Genomic DNA, 14,818 nt, shown 5'->3' on the forward strand with positions numbered 1-14,818 from the left:
GAAAGAGCCGGGCGGCGCGGCAACGCCACCCGGCTTCGGACGACCGCACCGATGCACCCTCTGACAGGAAACACAGGAGTTGGGAATCCATGACCCATTATTCACCACCTGCGGCTGAGAGCCGGGGATCTTCCTCCGATGTCGCGGAATTCGGCTACAAGCAGGCGATGAAGCGAGGTACGGGGCGTTTCGCCTCGTTCGCCGTGGCGTTCGCCTTCGTCTCGATCGCCACCGGCATCTTCACCACGTACGGTTCGGTGCTGAACAGCTCGGGACCGGCGGGCATCTGGACCTGGCCGCTCGTGATCATCGGTCAGCTCGCCGTGGCGTTCATCTTCGGCTCGCTGGCCGCGCGCATCCCGGTGACCGGCTACTCCTACCAGTGGATGTCCCGGCTGGCCAACCCCGTACTCGGCTGGATCATCGGCTGGGTCTCGTTCTCGTTCCTCGGCGTCGTGGTCGTGGCGGTCGACTACACCATCGCCTCCACCGTGATGCCCGTGCTGCTCGGCTACGAGGGCAACGCGATGAACGCCTGGGCGATCACCGGCGTGGTCATCCTGAGCCAGGCGCTGCTCGTCGGCCTCTCCACCAAGTGGACCGAGCGGGTCAACAACTTCGCGGTGACGGCCGAGTTGATCGGCATGATCGCGCTCGTCCTGCTGCTGCTGATCGTGGGGTTCATCGCGAAGGAACTGAACTTCGCCAACCTGTTCAGCACCGGCGCCGTCCCCTCCGAGGGCTACCTCAGCATGGGCACACTCACCTCGGCCGGGCCGTGGATGCTGGGCTTCCTGCTCGGCGCGTTCACCATCGTCGGTTTCGAGTCGGCCGCCAACCTCGCCGAGGAGACCAAGGACCCGGCCCGTGTCGTCCCCCGCGCCATGTGGCAGGCGGTGCTGGCCTCCGGTGTGCTCGGCTTCCTGTTCCTGGTCGCGGTCACCCTGCTCGCCGGCGACCCGATCGAGCTGGCCAAGTCCGGCACCCCGGTCGCGGACGTGATCAGCCGGTCGCTCGGCCCCGTCGTGGGTACGGGGCTGCTCGTGCTGGTGGTCATCGCGATCTTCGCCTGCGGCATGGTGATCATGATGACCGGCGTCCGCCTGGTCTGGGCGATGTCCCGCGACCAGCGCTTCCCCGGCTGGCAGGGCCTGCACAAGGTCTCCCCCCGCTTCGGCACCCCGCTGAACGCCACCGTCTTCATGCTCGTCGTCGGCGAGCTGATCCTGGCGATCTTCTCCACCCGGACCGACGCCCTGTTCGGCCTGTTCGCCGCCGCCACCCTGCTGCCGGCGATCATCTACACCGGCACCGTCATCATGTACGTGGTCAAGCGCAGGTCGCTGCCGCCGAGCAAGGGCTTCGACCTGGGCCGCTGGGAGATCCCGGTGATCGTCGTCGCGCTGCTCTGGCTCGCCTTCGAACTGCTGCTCTTCCGTGACTCCTCGTTCGTGGAGTCGTGGGTCTACGTGCTCCTCATGCTCGCCATCGGCGCCGTGTACTTCGCCTACCTGCTGTTCACCAGGGGCGCCAAGGGCCTGGTGATGCCGAAGATGCAGTCCATCGACGCGGAGCTGACCGCCGACGCCTCGGGTACGGCCAAGGGCGGGCACACGGAGGGGGCGCACCGACGGTGACCACCGTACTGGCGATAGATCAGGGAACCTCCGGCACCAAGGCGATCGTCGTCGACGCCCGCGGCCAGGTGCTCGGCCTCGCCGAGCTCCCGGTCCGCCCCACCTACCTGCCCGGAGGCGGGGTCGAGCAGAACCCCCGGGAACTGCTCGACTCGGTGCTCGACGCCGGCCGTCAGGCCGTCGCGCGGGCCGGGGTACGAATCGACGCCGTCACACTGGCGAACCAGGGCGAGACCGTCCTGGCGTGGGATCCCGCCTCGGGTGAACCGCTCTCGGCCGCCGTCGTGTGGCAGGACCGCCGCTCGGAGAGCATCTGCGCGGAGCTGGGGGAGTACGGGGACCGGATCGCCGCGACCACCGGGCTGGTCCTGGACCCCTACTTCTCCGCCCCGAAGATGGCCTGGCTACGCCGGAACGTGACGGAGCAGGGGGTGGTCACCACCTCCGACTCCTGGATCATCCACCACCTGACCGGGGAGTTCGTCACCGACGTCGCCACGGCCGGCCGGTCACTGGTCACCCGGCTGGACGACGGCGAGTGGGATCGGGGACTGCTGGAGCTGTTCGGGCTCGGCGGCGAACGCCTGCCGCGCATCGTCGCCTGCGACGAGGTGGTCGGCCACACCTCCGCCTTCGGCGGGAACGTCCCCGTCGGCGGACTCGTGGTCGACCAGCAGGCCGCCCTGCTCGCCGAGAACTGCCTCAGCGCGGGCGAGGCGAAGTGCACCTTCGGCACCGGCGCGTTCCTGCTGGCCAACACCGGCACCTCCGCCGTACGCTCCACCGCCCGCCTGGCCGCCTCGGTCGCCTGGCGGGTCCGGGGAGAGACCTCGTACTGCTTCGACGGCCAGGTCTACACGGCCGCCTCCGCCGTACGGTGGATTCAGGATCTCGGCTTCATCCGCGGTGCCGCCGACCTGGACACGGTCGCGGCGGCGGACGCCGAAGGGGTGCTGTGCGTGCCCGCGCTGGCCGGGCTGGCGGCGCCCTGGTGGCGTCCCGACGCCAAGGCCTCGTTCTCCGGGCTGACCCTCTCCACCGGTGCGGGGCACCTCGTGCTCGCCGTACTGCAGGGGATCGCGGCGCAGGTCGCCGAGCTCGGCGACCTCGTCGCCGCCGACCTCGGGCAGCCGCTGACCCGGCTGCGGGTGGACGGCGGGCTCACCCGCAGCGCGGTCCTGATGCAGTCGGTCGCCGACCTGACGCGGATCCCGATCGACGTCTACCCCTCCCAGCACGCCACCCCGATGGGGGCGGTGGCGCTGGCCCGCGCCGCGCTGGACCCGTCGCTCTCCCTGGCGGACGCGGTGGACCCGTGGGAGCCGAGCACCACCTACGAACCCCGGTGGTCCGCCGACCGGACGGCCGACTTCCGCTCCCGCTGGAAAGAGGCGGTCGCCACCACCCTGCCCGGAGAGGGAGCACGGTGAACAGCACGTTCGACGTGGCGGTGATCGGCGCCGGTATCGTCGGCTCGGCCATCGCCAGGAAGCTGGCCGGCTACGAGCTGAGCGTCGCACTGCTGGACGCGCGTGAGGACGTCGGTGACGGCACGAGCAAGGCGAACACCGCCATCCTGCACACCGGTTTCGACGCCAGACCCGGCACCCTCGAATCCCGGCTGGTCCGCGAGGGCTACCACCTGCTGTCGGAGTACGCCGAGCGGACCGGCATCCCGGTCGAACGCACCGGGGCCCTGCTGGTGGCCTGGACCGTCGAGGAACTCGACGCGTTGCCGGGCCTGCGCCACAAGGCGGAGCAGAACGGCTACGACCGGACGGAGATCGTCGGCCCCGAGGAGGTGTACCGGCAGCTGCCCCACCTCGGGGAGGGGGCACTGGGCGGCCTCACCGTGCCCGACGAGTCCATCATCTGCACCTGGACCACCAACCTCGCGCTGGCCACGGACGCGGTCGGTCGCGGCGTGACGCCGCTGCTGAACCGGGCCGTCTCCTCGGTCGAGGACCGCGGAGACCACACGGTGCTGCGTACCTCCGGCGGGGAGGTGCGGGCCCGCTGGGTGGTCAACGCGGCCGGACTCGGCGCCGACGTCGTCGACCGGCTGTTCGGCCACGACCGGTTCACGGTCACGCCACGCCGTGGCGAGCTGCTGGTCTACGACAAGGCGGCCCGCCCGATGGTCGACCGGATCGTGCTGCCGGTGCCCAGCTCGCGCGGCAAGGGCGTGCTGATCAGCCCCACCGTCTACGGCAACGTGCTGCTCGGCCCCACCGCCGAGGACCTCACGGACCGCACCGACACCGGGACCTCGGAGCAGGGACTGCGCTTCCTGCTGGACAAGGGCGCGAAGCTGATGCCCGACCTGCTGCGCGAGGAGGTCACCGCGACCTACGCCGGTCTGCGGGCCGCGAGCGACCACCCCGACTACCTCATCGAGGCCGACGCCGGGCGGCGCTACGTGCTGGTCGGCGGGATCCGCTCGACCGGTCTGACCGCAGGCATCGCCATCGCCGAGTACGTCGCCGAACTCGCCCGCGACGCCGGCCTGGCGCTCGTGCCACGGGAGAACCTGCCGGAACCGCCCCGGATGCCCAACCTCGGGGAGGCGTTCACCCGCCCGTACCAGGACGCCGCCCGGATCGCCGCCGACCCCGCCTACGGCCGGGTGGTCTGCTTCTGCGAACGGGTGACCGCCGGCGAGATCCGCGACACCTTCGCGTCGCCGATCCCACCGGCCACCCTGGAGGGGTTGCGCCGCCGTACCCGGGCGATGAACGGACGCTGCCAGGGATTCTTCTGCGGCGCCGAGGTCAAGAAGCTGCTTGAGGAGCACTAATGACACCGCTGACACCCCCGGTGGGGGCCACGTCCGGCGACGTCACCGTCCTCACCCCGGCCGTCGTCGTCATCGGCGCCGGCCCCTCCGGACTGAGCGCCGCCCGCGCGCTCGCGCCGAAGGTCGACGGCGACGTCCTCGTCCTGGAACGGGAGAGCGCGGCCGGAGGCATCCCCCGGCACAGTGATCATCCGGGCTACGGGATCAGGGACATGAGACGCTTCATGAGCGGTCCCGCCTACGCCAGGAGACTCGTCCGGCAGGCCGAGGCCGCCGGCGCGAAGATCCTGACGAACGCCACCGTGACGAACTGGGCCGGGGAACGCGTGATCGAAGCCACCACCCCCGAAGGGCGCGTCCGCGTCGAGGCGCGGGCCGTCATCCTGGCCACCGGTGCCCGGGAGCGCCCCCGCCCGGCCCGGCTCATCCCCGGAGACCGGGCCCACGGCGTCTACACCACCGGGCACCTGCAGAACCTCGTCCACCTGCGGCACGGGAAGGTCGGCAAGAAGGCCGTCGTCGTCGGCGCCGAGCTGGTCAGCTGGTCGGCCGCGTTGACCCTGCGCGAAGCCGGTTGCCGGACCGTTCTGATGACCACCGAGTATCCCCGGCCGGACTCCTACTCCCTGTTCAGCGTTCCCGGCAGGATCCTCTTCCGGACCAGGGTCGCCACCCGCACCCGGGTGACGAAGGTGATCGGCCGGCCACAGCTGCGGGCCGTCGAGATCGAGGACCTCGACACCGGAAGGAGGCGGATCGTCGAGTGCGACACGCTCGTCCTCACCGGTGACTGGATTCCCGACCACGAGCTGGCACGCGCCGCGGGGATCACCCTGGACCCCGGCACGAAGGGCCCGCTGGTCGACAACGCGCTCCGTACCGAGCGGCCGGGGGTGTTCGCGGTGGGCAATCTGCTCCATCCGGTGGACACCGCCGACATCGCGGCGATCGACGGCGCCCATGTGGCACGCTCCGTCATCGACTGGCTGGCCGGACGGAGCGCCCCGGCCGAACAGGTCCGTCTCTTCGCCGACGCGCCCTTCCGCTGGGTGGCGCCGGAGATCTTCCGTCCCGGAGACCCGGCCCCGGCCCGACACCGCCTGCTGCTGTGGAGCGACCGTTACATCCCGTTCCCCCGGATCGTGCTCCGGCAGGGGGGACGGGTCATCGCTCGCAGACGACTGTGGTGGCCCGCGGCCCCGGGACGGGTGTTCCGTATCCCGAGCGGCATCCTGAGGGCGGTCTCCCCGGAGGCGGGCCCCGTGCACATCGGGGTGGAGGGCTGACATCACTCTCTACGGCATTCATCCGGCCGTACCGCTGCCGTCTCTCAGGGGTCCGGCCTGAAGCGCGAACGACTACGCGAACGCGACGACGGCGTATCTCTCGTCCTGGATGGCCCGTCCCCACAGGACGGGATCGGGCAGCGGCTCGACGCGGGCGGTCTCGACCAGCGGCCGAAGCGCCGCCAGGAGACGCTCCGCCTCGACCCCGCCCGCCCACGGCAGCGGCTCGGACCTCCCCTCGTAGAGCTGATCCTCGCTCGGTTCGGCCGACGCCCAACGCCCTTCGATGAGAACCAAACGCCCGCCGGGCCGCAGCAGGCCGATCCACCGGCGCAACGCCTCCCGCGGATCGGGCAGGGTCCACAACAGGTGACGGGAGAGGACCACGTCGAAAGACGTCCCGGCCCGCGCGGGCGGGTCACTCGCGTCACCCACCATCATCGCGGCGTCGAAGCCTGCCGCCGTGAGCTTGCGCCGGGCCTGCTCGATCATCAGCGGGGCCAGATCCACCCCGACCGGCCGGTGCCCCTGCTCGGCGAGCACCAGGGACAACGAGCCGGTGCCGCATCCCAGATCCAGGACGTCGGCGGGCGAGGCGGGCATCCAGGAGCGCAGGCGCTTTGCCCAGGCGGTCCTGACGGCGGGGTCGCGAAGACCGTGGTCGGCCTCCTCGTCGAAGGAGGCGGCGAAGGCATCCCAGAAAGAGGCGATCGAGGCACTTGATTCGCTTTCGGCACTCGTCATATATCGGCTCTTCTGTGTTGGGGGAGTGAATTCCACTGACCGAGACAATACTGAGTCGATCATAATTTCTGGGACTTTGCGAGAAGGCCGGAAGGCGAGTCGTTCCTGTGGGATCGGCAGGCGGACCAGCGGGATCTCCGGAAAATCTCGATGTTTATGATCGCCTCGGTAACTGCTGAGGGTATGGTTCAGCGCCGTCTCATCCGAAAACTGTCGGCATGTCTCGCCCGTATGGAAAACGCCAGGGGGATGTAGCCAAAAACCCCGGGCGTGGGCGAGCCCCGCACATCTAGCCTGAGGGGGGAGAGCCTTCAGGGGAGGCGGGGTCGTATGAGCGACGTCATCACAGGGCACATGATCAGGCGCCAACGTGAAACCAAAGGCATGAGCACCACGGCGCTGGCAACGCGGGCAGGTTGCACAACCCGGCACATCGAACTGATCGAGCAAGGCAAGCGAATCCCCTCGATACCGCTGCTGCGGCAGATCGCCCTTGTCCTTGGCGTACGCACCGCCGTGCTCCTCGGTGAGAGTCCCCGCGACTCCCACGAACCTGGCCGTCCGCAGGTCGGCGACATCGAACGTGCCATGTTCACCTATCGGACATTGGCCGGTGATCTCGAACCACCGGATGCCGAACAGGTCGTCGAGCGGGTCACCGCGGCCCGTGAGGCGTGGTTCACCGCGCCCACCAAGTATTCGATCCTGATGCGGAGCCTGCCCGGCATTCTCGGCGACGCCGAGCACCTGCTGCTCAACACTCCGAGCGGTGAGGATCGTCTGGCCGCGTGCCAGGCCGCGGCGGACGCCTACATCCTCGCGCGCGGCGTGCTCAAGCACCTGGGCCGCGTGGACCTGGCGCACCTGGCAGCAGACCGGGCGATGCGCTACGCCGAGGAGAGCGAAGACCCGTTGATGATCGCCTACGCCCAATGGAACCTCGGGCAGAGCCTTCTCAGCGACGACATGCATGACATCGCCTACGACGTCGCTCGCCACGGCATGGAGCAGATCGAACCCTCGGTCGCCGAAGGCGACGACCGCCACATCAGCGTGTTCGGCGGCCTGCACCTGATGGCGTCGATCGCGCTGACCCGCGTCGGCGACGATGACCGGGCGCGGGAGCTTCTTCGGGGACCGGCCTACGACCTCGCTCGACGCGTTGACGAGCGGCGACCCATGATGGGCCTGTTCTTCGGGCGGATGAACGTGGCGATCCACATGGTCAGCATCGAGTACGAGACGCGGCAGCCTGCGGCGATCGTGCGGCTCGCCGAGGAGATCGACCTCACCCAGACCATCTCGGTGGAGCGCCGGACCACGCATCTGTCAGAGGTCGCGCGAGCCTGCGAGGACCTTGGTGACGACGCGGCCAGTCTCGTTCACCTCCTGCGGATCGAGCGGGAGTGTCCCGAGGAGTTGGATCAGAAGCGGTTGCTGCGGGAGATGGTCTCCTCCCTGGCGCGACGTGCGAAACCCTCCTGGGCGCCCGAGGCACGACACCTCGCCGAGCGCCACAAGATCCTCGTGTAGGCGAACTCAGAGTTCGTTCGCATCTGTTCGGTTGCGGACGGTGACGGCTGCTTACGGTGTGGTCGATCAGTCAGCCGGACATCCGGAGCGACAATGACCTCACGTCCCGAGCAGTGCGACGCCGTCATGGATCGTGTGCTCGACACCGCACGCCGCGAGTTCCCCGGCGTCGATTTCGCCCGTGTGGACGGGCGGTGGCAGGCCACCGTCAACGCGGAAGTCTTCGGCACCCGGAGCCTCGCCGAACTGTGCGCGAAGCTACGCCGAGGGCTCCCGAAGCTCGCCATGGAGCAACTGTGCCGTGCCTTGGCGGAACGCGGTATCCCCACCCGGGACTCCGACGTCATGAAAACGGCCGGTGGCCATTACGTGCTGAGCCTCGCTCCGGGCCTGCTCGTTTGGAGCGTGCCAAAAATGTTCCGTTGGTTCAACACCGGTCGTATGGTCCTGTATCCCTCGGCCGATCCCGCAGGTGCCGCCGACCTGCTGGTGGAGCTGTTCGACCGGCAGCCGTGGCTGCGGCATCAGCGGGAATGCCTGGAGGCGCTCATGGAACCCGCCGACGCATCGCCCATCTGACCCTTCAACTCTGGCGGGTCCTCTACAGGGCGCGGCCTACACCCCACCCCGCCCGGCCCCCGCGCCCGCCAGAGGCGGCCCCGGGACGATCACCGGTTTCCGACGCCGGAAGGCCTCGGGGCCGCTCACCTCCTTCACCGGCTCCCACCACGCGAGAGGACGCACACCATGATTCCGCCACCGGCCACCCCGGCGAGCGACCGCCTCCGACACGTCACGCAGCGGGAACTCGCCATCGCGGCCCTCCAACGGCTGCGGGCCAGGCTCGCCGACCACGAGATCTTCCCCGAACTCGTCCGGGAAGGCGGACAGCCCCGCCTGCTGGTGGGCGAGGCGCTGACCGTGTGGACCGGCTACAGCGGCGAGGTCGTCCACTGGGGACCCGGCCTGGGTGCTCCGGACGCGGACGCCCCGGCCTTCGACCTCGCCGACGTCGCACGCCGGATCGCCGAACGCGTCCACGCCGCCCCGGCCCCCTGATCGCGTGGCGGCACGTGGAGCCAGGTCTCAGCGTGCCTGTCACGACCCATTCCGTACGCGGGGGTGCGACATCGCGCGTCCGGGCCGTACGGGAGAGACGACCGGACCTCCACCCGACGCCGGGCGGGAGGTGGCCGGGCACGACCCCCGTGACCACGGGAGACGCCGACTTTCATCCCATCAGGGGGTGAAAGAGGAGGGCGGCGCTCTCGTGGTCACGGGCTCCACCCGACACGGCATCATAGGCCGATTCCGGCGAGAGGGATCGGCCGATGACGTCCCCGCCTCTGAAGTAGAAGAGGAGACTGACCGTCATGGACTGGCGCCTTCACGCGCGGCGGCTCGCCGACCGCGTCACCCACCCGGGATCACGGTAGCGTGACGCCGTCGCCTCCATTCCCCGCCACCGGTTCGTGCCTGCGTGGTGGGCTTGGAGTAGCGGCCACTGGGAGCTCCGGCACGGTCCGGCCGACGAGGAGGCATGGCTGGAGGCCGCCTACCGGGATCGCACCCTCGTCACCAGGGTCGGCACGCTCCACGCCGACCATGCCAAGGCTGACGGCGGGCCGACCGGGCGGCCCGCCTCCTCGTCCACGCTGCCGGGTCTGGTGGTGCAGATGTATCGGCACGCCCGCATCGGCGATGAGGGCACCGTCCTCGACGTCGGCACCGGCGCCGACTACTCGCCTGGCCCGGCCGGCCTGACGGAGACCGCGAGTGCGGCGGACGGCGAGGACGTCTCGACCGGCCGACATCCCGTGATCGACATCGAGGAGAACGCCTGGGAGCTGCGCTCCATGCTGGAGATCATGGCTCCCGGCATCGAACACGACTACCGCGAGAACGGCGACACCCGGATCGCGCTCATGGTGCACGGGGACGGATCCTGGGTACGCGCCGAGCAGACCGGCCGCGAACTCCCGACCGTGCACCAGGGCGGACCGCGACGCTTGTGGGACGTGCTCGACGAGGCCCGCGACCACTGGCTGTGGGAGGGATCGCTGCCGCTGTACGGCGCGCACGTCCGTATCAGTCCTGACGGGACGATCCACCTGCGGCGCGGCCGATGGAAGGCCACCATCGCCTGACCTTGGGAAGCTCACATCACCCCGTCCTTTTCCAGAAGGGCGGGGTGATGTCGTAGCTCAACCGGGTGCGGGGGAGGAGCGGGTGATGTCCATGTCCTCCGGTCGACTCCACTGTGAACGTCTCGACGGCAAAAAACTTGCATACTAAGTTCACAGAATTTATTCTCGACTTACTTGCCACGATGAGAAGTGAGTGGGGCGGGCTATGAGATCTCTGCGTGACGGACGGTCGATCCACCTTCTGGACATCGAGAACCTGACGGCGTCCTCCGCGCCGACGACGGCCGAGGTGAGGCAGACGATGAACGAGTATCGCGAGCGCGTCCCGATCGGCCCCATGGATCAGTTCATCGTCGCGATGAACCCCCGCTCCATGGTGAACGCGGGGATCGCGATCCGGGGGGCGCAGCTGCTGATCCGCCCGGGGACCGACGGAGCCGACAGCGCTCTCGCGGAGGCGGCGGTGAGCGGCAGGATCGACCTGCGGTTCGAGCGGGTCGTCATCGGTTCGGGAGACGGCTACTTCACCGACCTGGCCGTCTGGCTGGCGGGGGCGGGGCTGCGTGTGAGCGTGGTCAGTCGTCCCGCTTCGCTCAACTGGCGCCTCTACACCGCTACCAGTGACATCACCTACCTGCCTCCGACGCTGGCTCTGGCCGCCTGACATCCGTCGTGCCGACCCGCACCCGGCGCGGTAGTCGGCCCGACCCGCGCACCGAGCCGTCCGGACCGCCGGGGGAGCCGCAGAGCGGGGTTACGGGCGACCGCGCGGCGTTATCGACGGAGTGTGTCAGGTGTTCCCTGAGTCCGTCGGAGCGGAGGCGTTCTGTCTGCGGGCGTACTCCCGCAGGTCCTTCTCGGAGATGACCTCGTCGGCGGGCGGGGCGGCGATGACGAGAGGGCATCCCCAGTCGGTGTAGCGCGTGTCGCTCCGCTTGACCAGCGGCGCTTTCCCCGCTCCCGCGCTGTCGGCGGTGACCAGGCGTTTGGGCAGACCGTCACGGCCGGTCCAGAGTCGCCAGGAGACCTTCCCCTTGCTCTTCTTACCGATGCGCTTGCCCGAGGTCCAGGCGACGGGGGGACTCTTGGAGATCCTGCGCAGTTCCTGGTAGCTCACGGTGCCCCGGTAGAGGAAACCGCCGGAGACGGCCTTGCTCGCCGAGCGCTTCAGTACGGCCCTCATCATGGACGGGTCGTAGACGTCGATCGGCTGCAGGCTGGCGCCCCGGGCCATGTCGCGGTTCATCCGTCCCCGATGCTCGTCAGGGAAGCGGACCCACTTCTTGCCGTCCGGAACGGGCCCGGGGTATCGGGTGGCGTCGTCGTAGGTGGTCTTGCCGACGCGGATCACCCGGTAGGGGTCCGATTTCTTGGACGGGGTCCCCTTCTTCGGCCGGGAGAGGTCCCACCAGGTGAAATCCGCGGCCACTGGACCCGACGGGGACAACTGGAGACGACCTCTGATCAGGATCCCGCTCCCGGAGACCGTCGACTTCTCGCCATAGAAGAAGCGGTTGGTCTCGGAGATCCGAACGCCGTGCTCGTCTCGGAGGTGCTGCTTGAGCGCGCGTACCGGATCGGGGGCGCCCGCCTGCGCGGCGGCGGCGGGGGTCATGGTGCCCGACATGGACGCGATCAGCACGGAGACCCCGAGGGCAGCCCATCGTCTCATCGAAAGTTCGTCCTTTTTTAGGCGTTCGGGGCACCGGACAAAAGTGGAGTTCGGCTTGTTCGTGCGGATTTTCTCACGGTGGCGCCGTGGCTGCCAGAGAGCTGCGACGAACGTACGGACGCCGAAAACCTTTTGCGTGGTGGAGAGGAGGGCCGACACACTCTCGGAGTGGTGGAGAGCAGGAGCATCGACGGGCGCGCGGGCATCGACGCGGGGTTGGTGAGGCGGCTGGTCGCCGCCCAGTTCCCCCACTGGAGCGCCCTTCCCGTGACACCGGTCGAGGTCGACGGGTGGGACAACCGCACCTACCGTCTCGGCGACGAGATGACGGCGCGCCTTCCCACCGCGGCCGGTTACGCTCCCGCCGTCGACAAGGAGGACCGGTGGTTGCCGGTGCTCGCCCCGTCGTTGCCGGTCGACATTCCCGTTCCCCTCGCCAAGGGGGTTCCCGGCGAGGGATACCCGTTCAACTGGTCGATCCGCGGCTGGCTGGACGGTGAGACCGCGAGCCCCGAGCGTGTCGACGACCTGTCCGAGTTCGCGGCCTCGGTCGCCGAGTTCGTCCTCGCCCTGCGACGCGCCGACGCGACCGGCGGGCCGGCGGCGGGCGCGCACAGCTTCCACCGGGGCACGCCACCGGCCTACTACGACGAGGAGACACGCCGTACGCTCGCCGCCCTGGAGGGCCGCGTCGACACCGTCCGGGCGGCGGCCGTGTGGGACGCCGCGCTCGATGCGACCTGGTCCGGGCCGCCGATGTGGTTCCACGGCGACATCGCGAGCGGGAACCTGCTGGTTCGGGACGGGAAGCTGAGGGCGGTCATCGACTTCGGGACCTCGGGCGTCGGCGACCCCGCCTGCGACCTGGTGATCGCGTGGACGATGTTCTCCGGGCACAGCCGGGAGGTCTTCCGTGACATCGTCGCCCAGGACGACGCCATGTGGGCGCGTGCTCGTGGCTGGGCACTGTGGAAGGCGCTGATCACCCTGGCCCAGAACATCGACGGGGACGAGCGGAAGGCCGCGGAGCACCGGCATGTCGTCGACGAGGTCCTGGCCGACCACGAGCGGGCCGGCTGACGCCATCGGGACCGGCGCTCACCCGCCCGCGCGACCCGTGCCTCCAGGCCCGTGCCGCGTCCGCCTTCGAACGCGTGTCGGCCGCCTTCACGTGACGTCTGCGCGGTCACCCGCGCCCGTCGTCGTGAAGGCGGCCGTAGGGGGCACGCTCGCCGCCGCTGGGCACACAGCGGCGGCGAGCGGGTTCCGGCGGCTCACGTGGTACGAGGAGCCGGAGCTTGGGCGTGTTGTGGTCAGGCGCGGTTCCACCGCTGGTTGGCGGCGCCGTTGCACGACCAGATCTGGGTCTTGGCGCCGTTGGCCGTGGAGTTGCCGACGACGTCCAGGCACTTGTTCGCGCTGAGGGCGGTTATGGTTCCGTCGGCGTTGAAGCGCCACTTCTGGTTGTTCTGGCCGTTGCAGTCCCAGATGATGACGGTGGTGCCGTCGGCGGTGCCGTTGTTGTTGACGTCCAGGCACTTGTTGCCGTAGACCCGCAGCTCACCGGCGGCCGTGGCGGTCCACTGCTGGTTGGTCTGGCCGTTGCAGTCCCAGATCCCCACCTGGGTCCCGTTGGTCTGGGAGACGCCGGTCACGTCGAGGCACCGGCCCGAGCCCACCCCCTGGATGCGGGTCGTGGACGAGGGAGTCGGGGAGGGCGTGGGGTTGGGCGTGCCGCCGCTCACCCGGTACACGACGGTGCCGTGGGCGGGAACGCTCGCCGAGATGGCGCCGGTGGTCGAGGTGACGGCGTTCGTCCAGGCGTCGCGCAGGTTGAAGGAGTTACCCGACAGGCCGATCGCGGAGGTGGTGGTGCTGATCGTGGTGGTGCTGCCGCCCTGGTTGAACAGGGCGACCGCGACGTCGCCGTTGCTCAGCCGCTTGGCCAGGATGCGGCGGGTGCCGTCGTTGCTGATCTGGGCGGCCTGAAGGCCGAGGGTGTCCTGGTTGATGGCGATCAGGTTCTGGTTCTTCATGATCGTGGAGGTCGCGTTGTCCATGTTCCGGACGTCGTTACCGGCGATGAGGGGAGCGGCCATGATCGCCCACAGGGCGAAGTGGCTGCGCATCTCGGTGTCGTTCATGCCGCCCCGGCCGACCACCATCATGTCCGGGTCGTTGAACTGCCCCGGTGCGGCGTAGCCGGAGAGGGGGGCGTTGACGTTGACGATGTTCTGGATGCCCATCGGGTAGCCGTTGGTCTGGTTCGTGTTCCAGGCGTTGGTGATGTCCTCGGTGGTGCGCCAGATGTTGGCGACGTCGCCCCAGTTGCGCTGCGGGCCGGTCTTGGAGTGAATGCTGTTGGGGTTGATGCTGTAGAGGATCGGCCGGCCGGTCGCGGCCAGGGCGTCGCGCATCTTGGCGAAGGTGCGCACCTGGTCGTCGATGCTGCCGGTGGGCGAGCACCAGTCGTACTTGAGATAGTCGACGCCCCAGGCGGCGAACTGCCGGGCGTCCTGGACCTCGTGGTTGAGGCTGCCGGTCGCGCCGGGGTAGGAGTTGAAGTACTGGGCGCAGGTCTTGTCGAGGGGGGCCTGGTAGAGGCCGAACTTCAGGCCCCTGGCGTGCAGATAGTCGCCCAGGGCCTTCATCCCGCTGGGGAAGCGCGACAGGTTGGCCTGGAGGTTGCCCGCCGAGTCGCGGTTGGGATCGAACCAGCAGTCGTCGACGACGACGTACTGGTAGCCCAGGTCGCGCATGCCGTTGTTGACGAGCGCGTCGGCCGTCTGCTTGATCAGCGTCTCGTTGATGTTGCAGCCGAAGGTGTTCCAGGTGTTCCACCCCATCGGCGGGGTGCGGCCCACGCCGTTGTTCAACGCCTGCGCGGGGGTGGCCGTGGAGAGCGCCACGGCTCCCATCGCGAGGGCCAGCGTCACGGTGACGACCGGGGCGATTAACGCCCGTAGCCGGTTCTTTCTCATTGAGATCGCTCCTCAGGGGTG

Annotated in this window: 13 protein-coding genes; 10 read left to right on the plus strand and 3 right to left on the minus strand. The window is 69.3% G+C overall.

Annotated features, from left to right (window positions below):
• Positions 1–167 precede the first annotated feature (167 nt).
• From ACFY3V_RS17630 to ACFY3V_RS17645, 4 genes are read left to right on the plus strand one after another with little or no spacing between them, the layout of a single operon-like run.
• A complete protein-coding gene (locus tag ACFY3V_RS17630) occupies positions 168–1,637 on the plus strand; it encodes an amino acid permease (protein ID WP_362900409.1) in 1,470 nt (489 codons plus the stop codon).
• Entirely contained in the window at positions 1,634–3,067 is a 1,434-nt protein-coding gene (locus ACFY3V_RS17635; protein WP_389774393.1) for an FGGY family carbohydrate kinase, read from the plus strand. Before ACFY3V_RS17630 ends, ACFY3V_RS17635 begins: the two co-directional genes overlap by 4 nt.
• Positions 3,064–4,434 carry an NAD(P)/FAD-dependent oxidoreductase gene (locus ACFY3V_RS17640; protein WP_389774396.1) on the plus strand — a complete coding sequence of 457 codons (1,371 nt, stop codon included), beginning with the start codon at positions 3,064–3,066 and terminating at the stop codon, positions 4,432–4,434. Before ACFY3V_RS17635 ends, ACFY3V_RS17640 begins: the two co-directional genes overlap by 4 nt.
• A complete protein-coding gene (locus tag ACFY3V_RS17645) occupies positions 4,434–5,720 on the plus strand; it encodes an FAD-dependent oxidoreductase (RefSeq protein WP_362900403.1) in 1,287 nt (428 codons plus the stop codon). The genes ACFY3V_RS17640 and ACFY3V_RS17645 overlap by 1 nt, the downstream gene beginning before the upstream one ends.
• Before the next feature lie 72 nt (positions 5,721–5,792).
• Here ACFY3V_RS17645 and ACFY3V_RS17650 read toward each other — a convergent pair whose 3' ends face one another.
• The gene (locus tag ACFY3V_RS17650; RefSeq protein ID WP_389774399.1) at positions 5,793–6,464 is read right to left on the minus strand and encodes a class I SAM-dependent methyltransferase; all 672 of its coding nucleotides are present in this window, start codon (positions 6,462–6,464) and stop codon (positions 5,793–5,795) included.
• A 354-nt stretch (positions 6,465–6,818) separates the two neighbouring features.
• Between ACFY3V_RS17650 and ACFY3V_RS17655 the strand changes: the two genes are divergently transcribed.
• The 5 genes from ACFY3V_RS17655 to ACFY3V_RS17675 all read left to right on the plus strand — a co-directional run bounded on the left by ACFY3V_RS17655 (position 6,819) and on the right by ACFY3V_RS17675 (position 10,808).
• Positions 6,819–7,997 (plus strand): helix-turn-helix domain-containing protein, encoded by a 1,179-nt coding sequence (locus ACFY3V_RS17655; protein WP_389774749.1) that lies wholly within the window; start codon positions 6,819–6,821, stop codon positions 7,995–7,997.
• 126 nt (positions 7,998–8,123) lie between these two features.
• Complete coding sequence (locus tag ACFY3V_RS17660; protein WP_389774402.1) at positions 8,124–8,576, plus strand: hypothetical protein; 453 nt, start codon at positions 8,124–8,126, stop codon at positions 8,574–8,576.
• A gap of 168 nt (positions 8,577–8,744) precedes the next feature.
• On the plus strand, positions 8,745–9,056 hold the full coding sequence (locus tag ACFY3V_RS17665; RefSeq protein WP_389774405.1) for a hypothetical protein: 312 nt from the start codon (positions 8,745–8,747) through the stop codon (positions 9,054–9,056).
• A 413-nt stretch (positions 9,057–9,469) separates the two neighbouring features.
• On the plus strand, positions 9,470–10,144 hold the full coding sequence (locus ACFY3V_RS17670; RefSeq protein WP_389774408.1) for a hypothetical protein: 675 nt from the start codon (positions 9,470–9,472) through the stop codon (positions 10,142–10,144).
• A 205-nt stretch (positions 10,145–10,349) separates the two neighbouring features.
• Entirely contained in the window at positions 10,350–10,808 is a 459-nt protein-coding gene (locus ACFY3V_RS17675) for a hypothetical protein (protein ID WP_389774411.1), read from the plus strand.
• Positions 10,809–10,934: 126 nt separating this feature from the next.
• Here the strand turns inward: ACFY3V_RS17675 and ACFY3V_RS17680 are convergent, their stop codons facing one another.
• A complete protein-coding gene (locus ACFY3V_RS17680) occupies positions 10,935–11,816 on the minus strand; it encodes a hypothetical protein (RefSeq protein WP_389774414.1) in 882 nt (293 codons plus the stop codon).
• Between the two features lie 171 nt (positions 11,817–11,987).
• On the opposite strand from ACFY3V_RS17680, the gene ACFY3V_RS17685 reads away from it, so the two are divergent.
• Positions 11,988–12,896, plus strand: coding sequence for an aminoglycoside phosphotransferase family protein (locus ACFY3V_RS17685; RefSeq protein WP_389774417.1), 909 nt, complete (start codon positions 11,988–11,990; stop codon positions 12,894–12,896).
• Between the two features lie 233 nt (positions 12,897–13,129).
• Here ACFY3V_RS17685 and ACFY3V_RS17690 read toward each other — a convergent pair whose 3' ends face one another.
• Complete coding sequence (locus tag ACFY3V_RS17690; protein ID WP_389774419.1) at positions 13,130–14,797, minus strand: glycoside hydrolase family 27 protein; 1,668 nt, start codon at positions 14,795–14,797, stop codon at positions 13,130–13,132.
• Positions 14,798–14,818: the final 21 nt, after the last annotated feature.

Origin of the sequence: Streptosporangium sp. NPDC000095 (assembly GCF_042899335.1) — a bacterium.
Taxonomy (GTDB): domain Bacteria; phylum Actinomycetota; class Actinomycetes; order Streptosporangiales; family Streptosporangiaceae; genus Streptosporangium.

What these genes read in the sequence shown, in the direction of transcription:
- ACFY3V_RS17630 (WP_362900409.1), top strand. Translation starts at nt 168, where the DNA reads ATGAAGCGAGGTACGGGGCGTTTCGCCTCGTTCGCCGTGGCGTTCGCC.
- ACFY3V_RS17645 (WP_362900403.1), top strand. Translation starts at nt 4,434, where the DNA reads ATGACACCGCTGACACCCCCGGTGGGGGCCACGTCCGGCGACGTCACC.
- ACFY3V_RS17650 (WP_389774399.1), bottom strand. Translation starts at nt 6,464, where the DNA reads ATGACGAGTGCCGAAAGCGAATCAAGTGCCTCGATCGCCTCTTTCTGG.
- ACFY3V_RS17655 (WP_389774749.1), top strand. Translation starts at nt 6,819, where the DNA reads ATGATCAGGCGCCAACGTGAAACCAAAGGCATGAGCACCACGGCGCTG.
- ACFY3V_RS17660 (WP_389774402.1), top strand. Translation starts at nt 8,124, where the DNA reads ATGGATCGTGTGCTCGACACCGCACGCCGCGAGTTCCCCGGCGTCGAT.
- ACFY3V_RS17665 (WP_389774405.1), top strand. Translation starts at nt 8,745, where the DNA reads ATGATTCCGCCACCGGCCACCCCGGCGAGCGACCGCCTCCGACACGTC.
- ACFY3V_RS17675 (WP_389774411.1), top strand. Translation starts at nt 10,350, where the DNA reads ATGAGATCTCTGCGTGACGGACGGTCGATCCACCTTCTGGACATCGAG.
- ACFY3V_RS17680 (WP_389774414.1), bottom strand. Translation starts at nt 11,816, where the DNA reads ATGAGACGATGGGCTGCCCTCGGGGTCTCCGTGCTGATCGCGTCCATG.
- ACFY3V_RS17690 (WP_389774419.1), bottom strand. Translation starts at nt 14,797, where the DNA reads ATGAGAAAGAACCGGCTACGGGCGTTAATCGCCCCGGTCGTCACCGTG.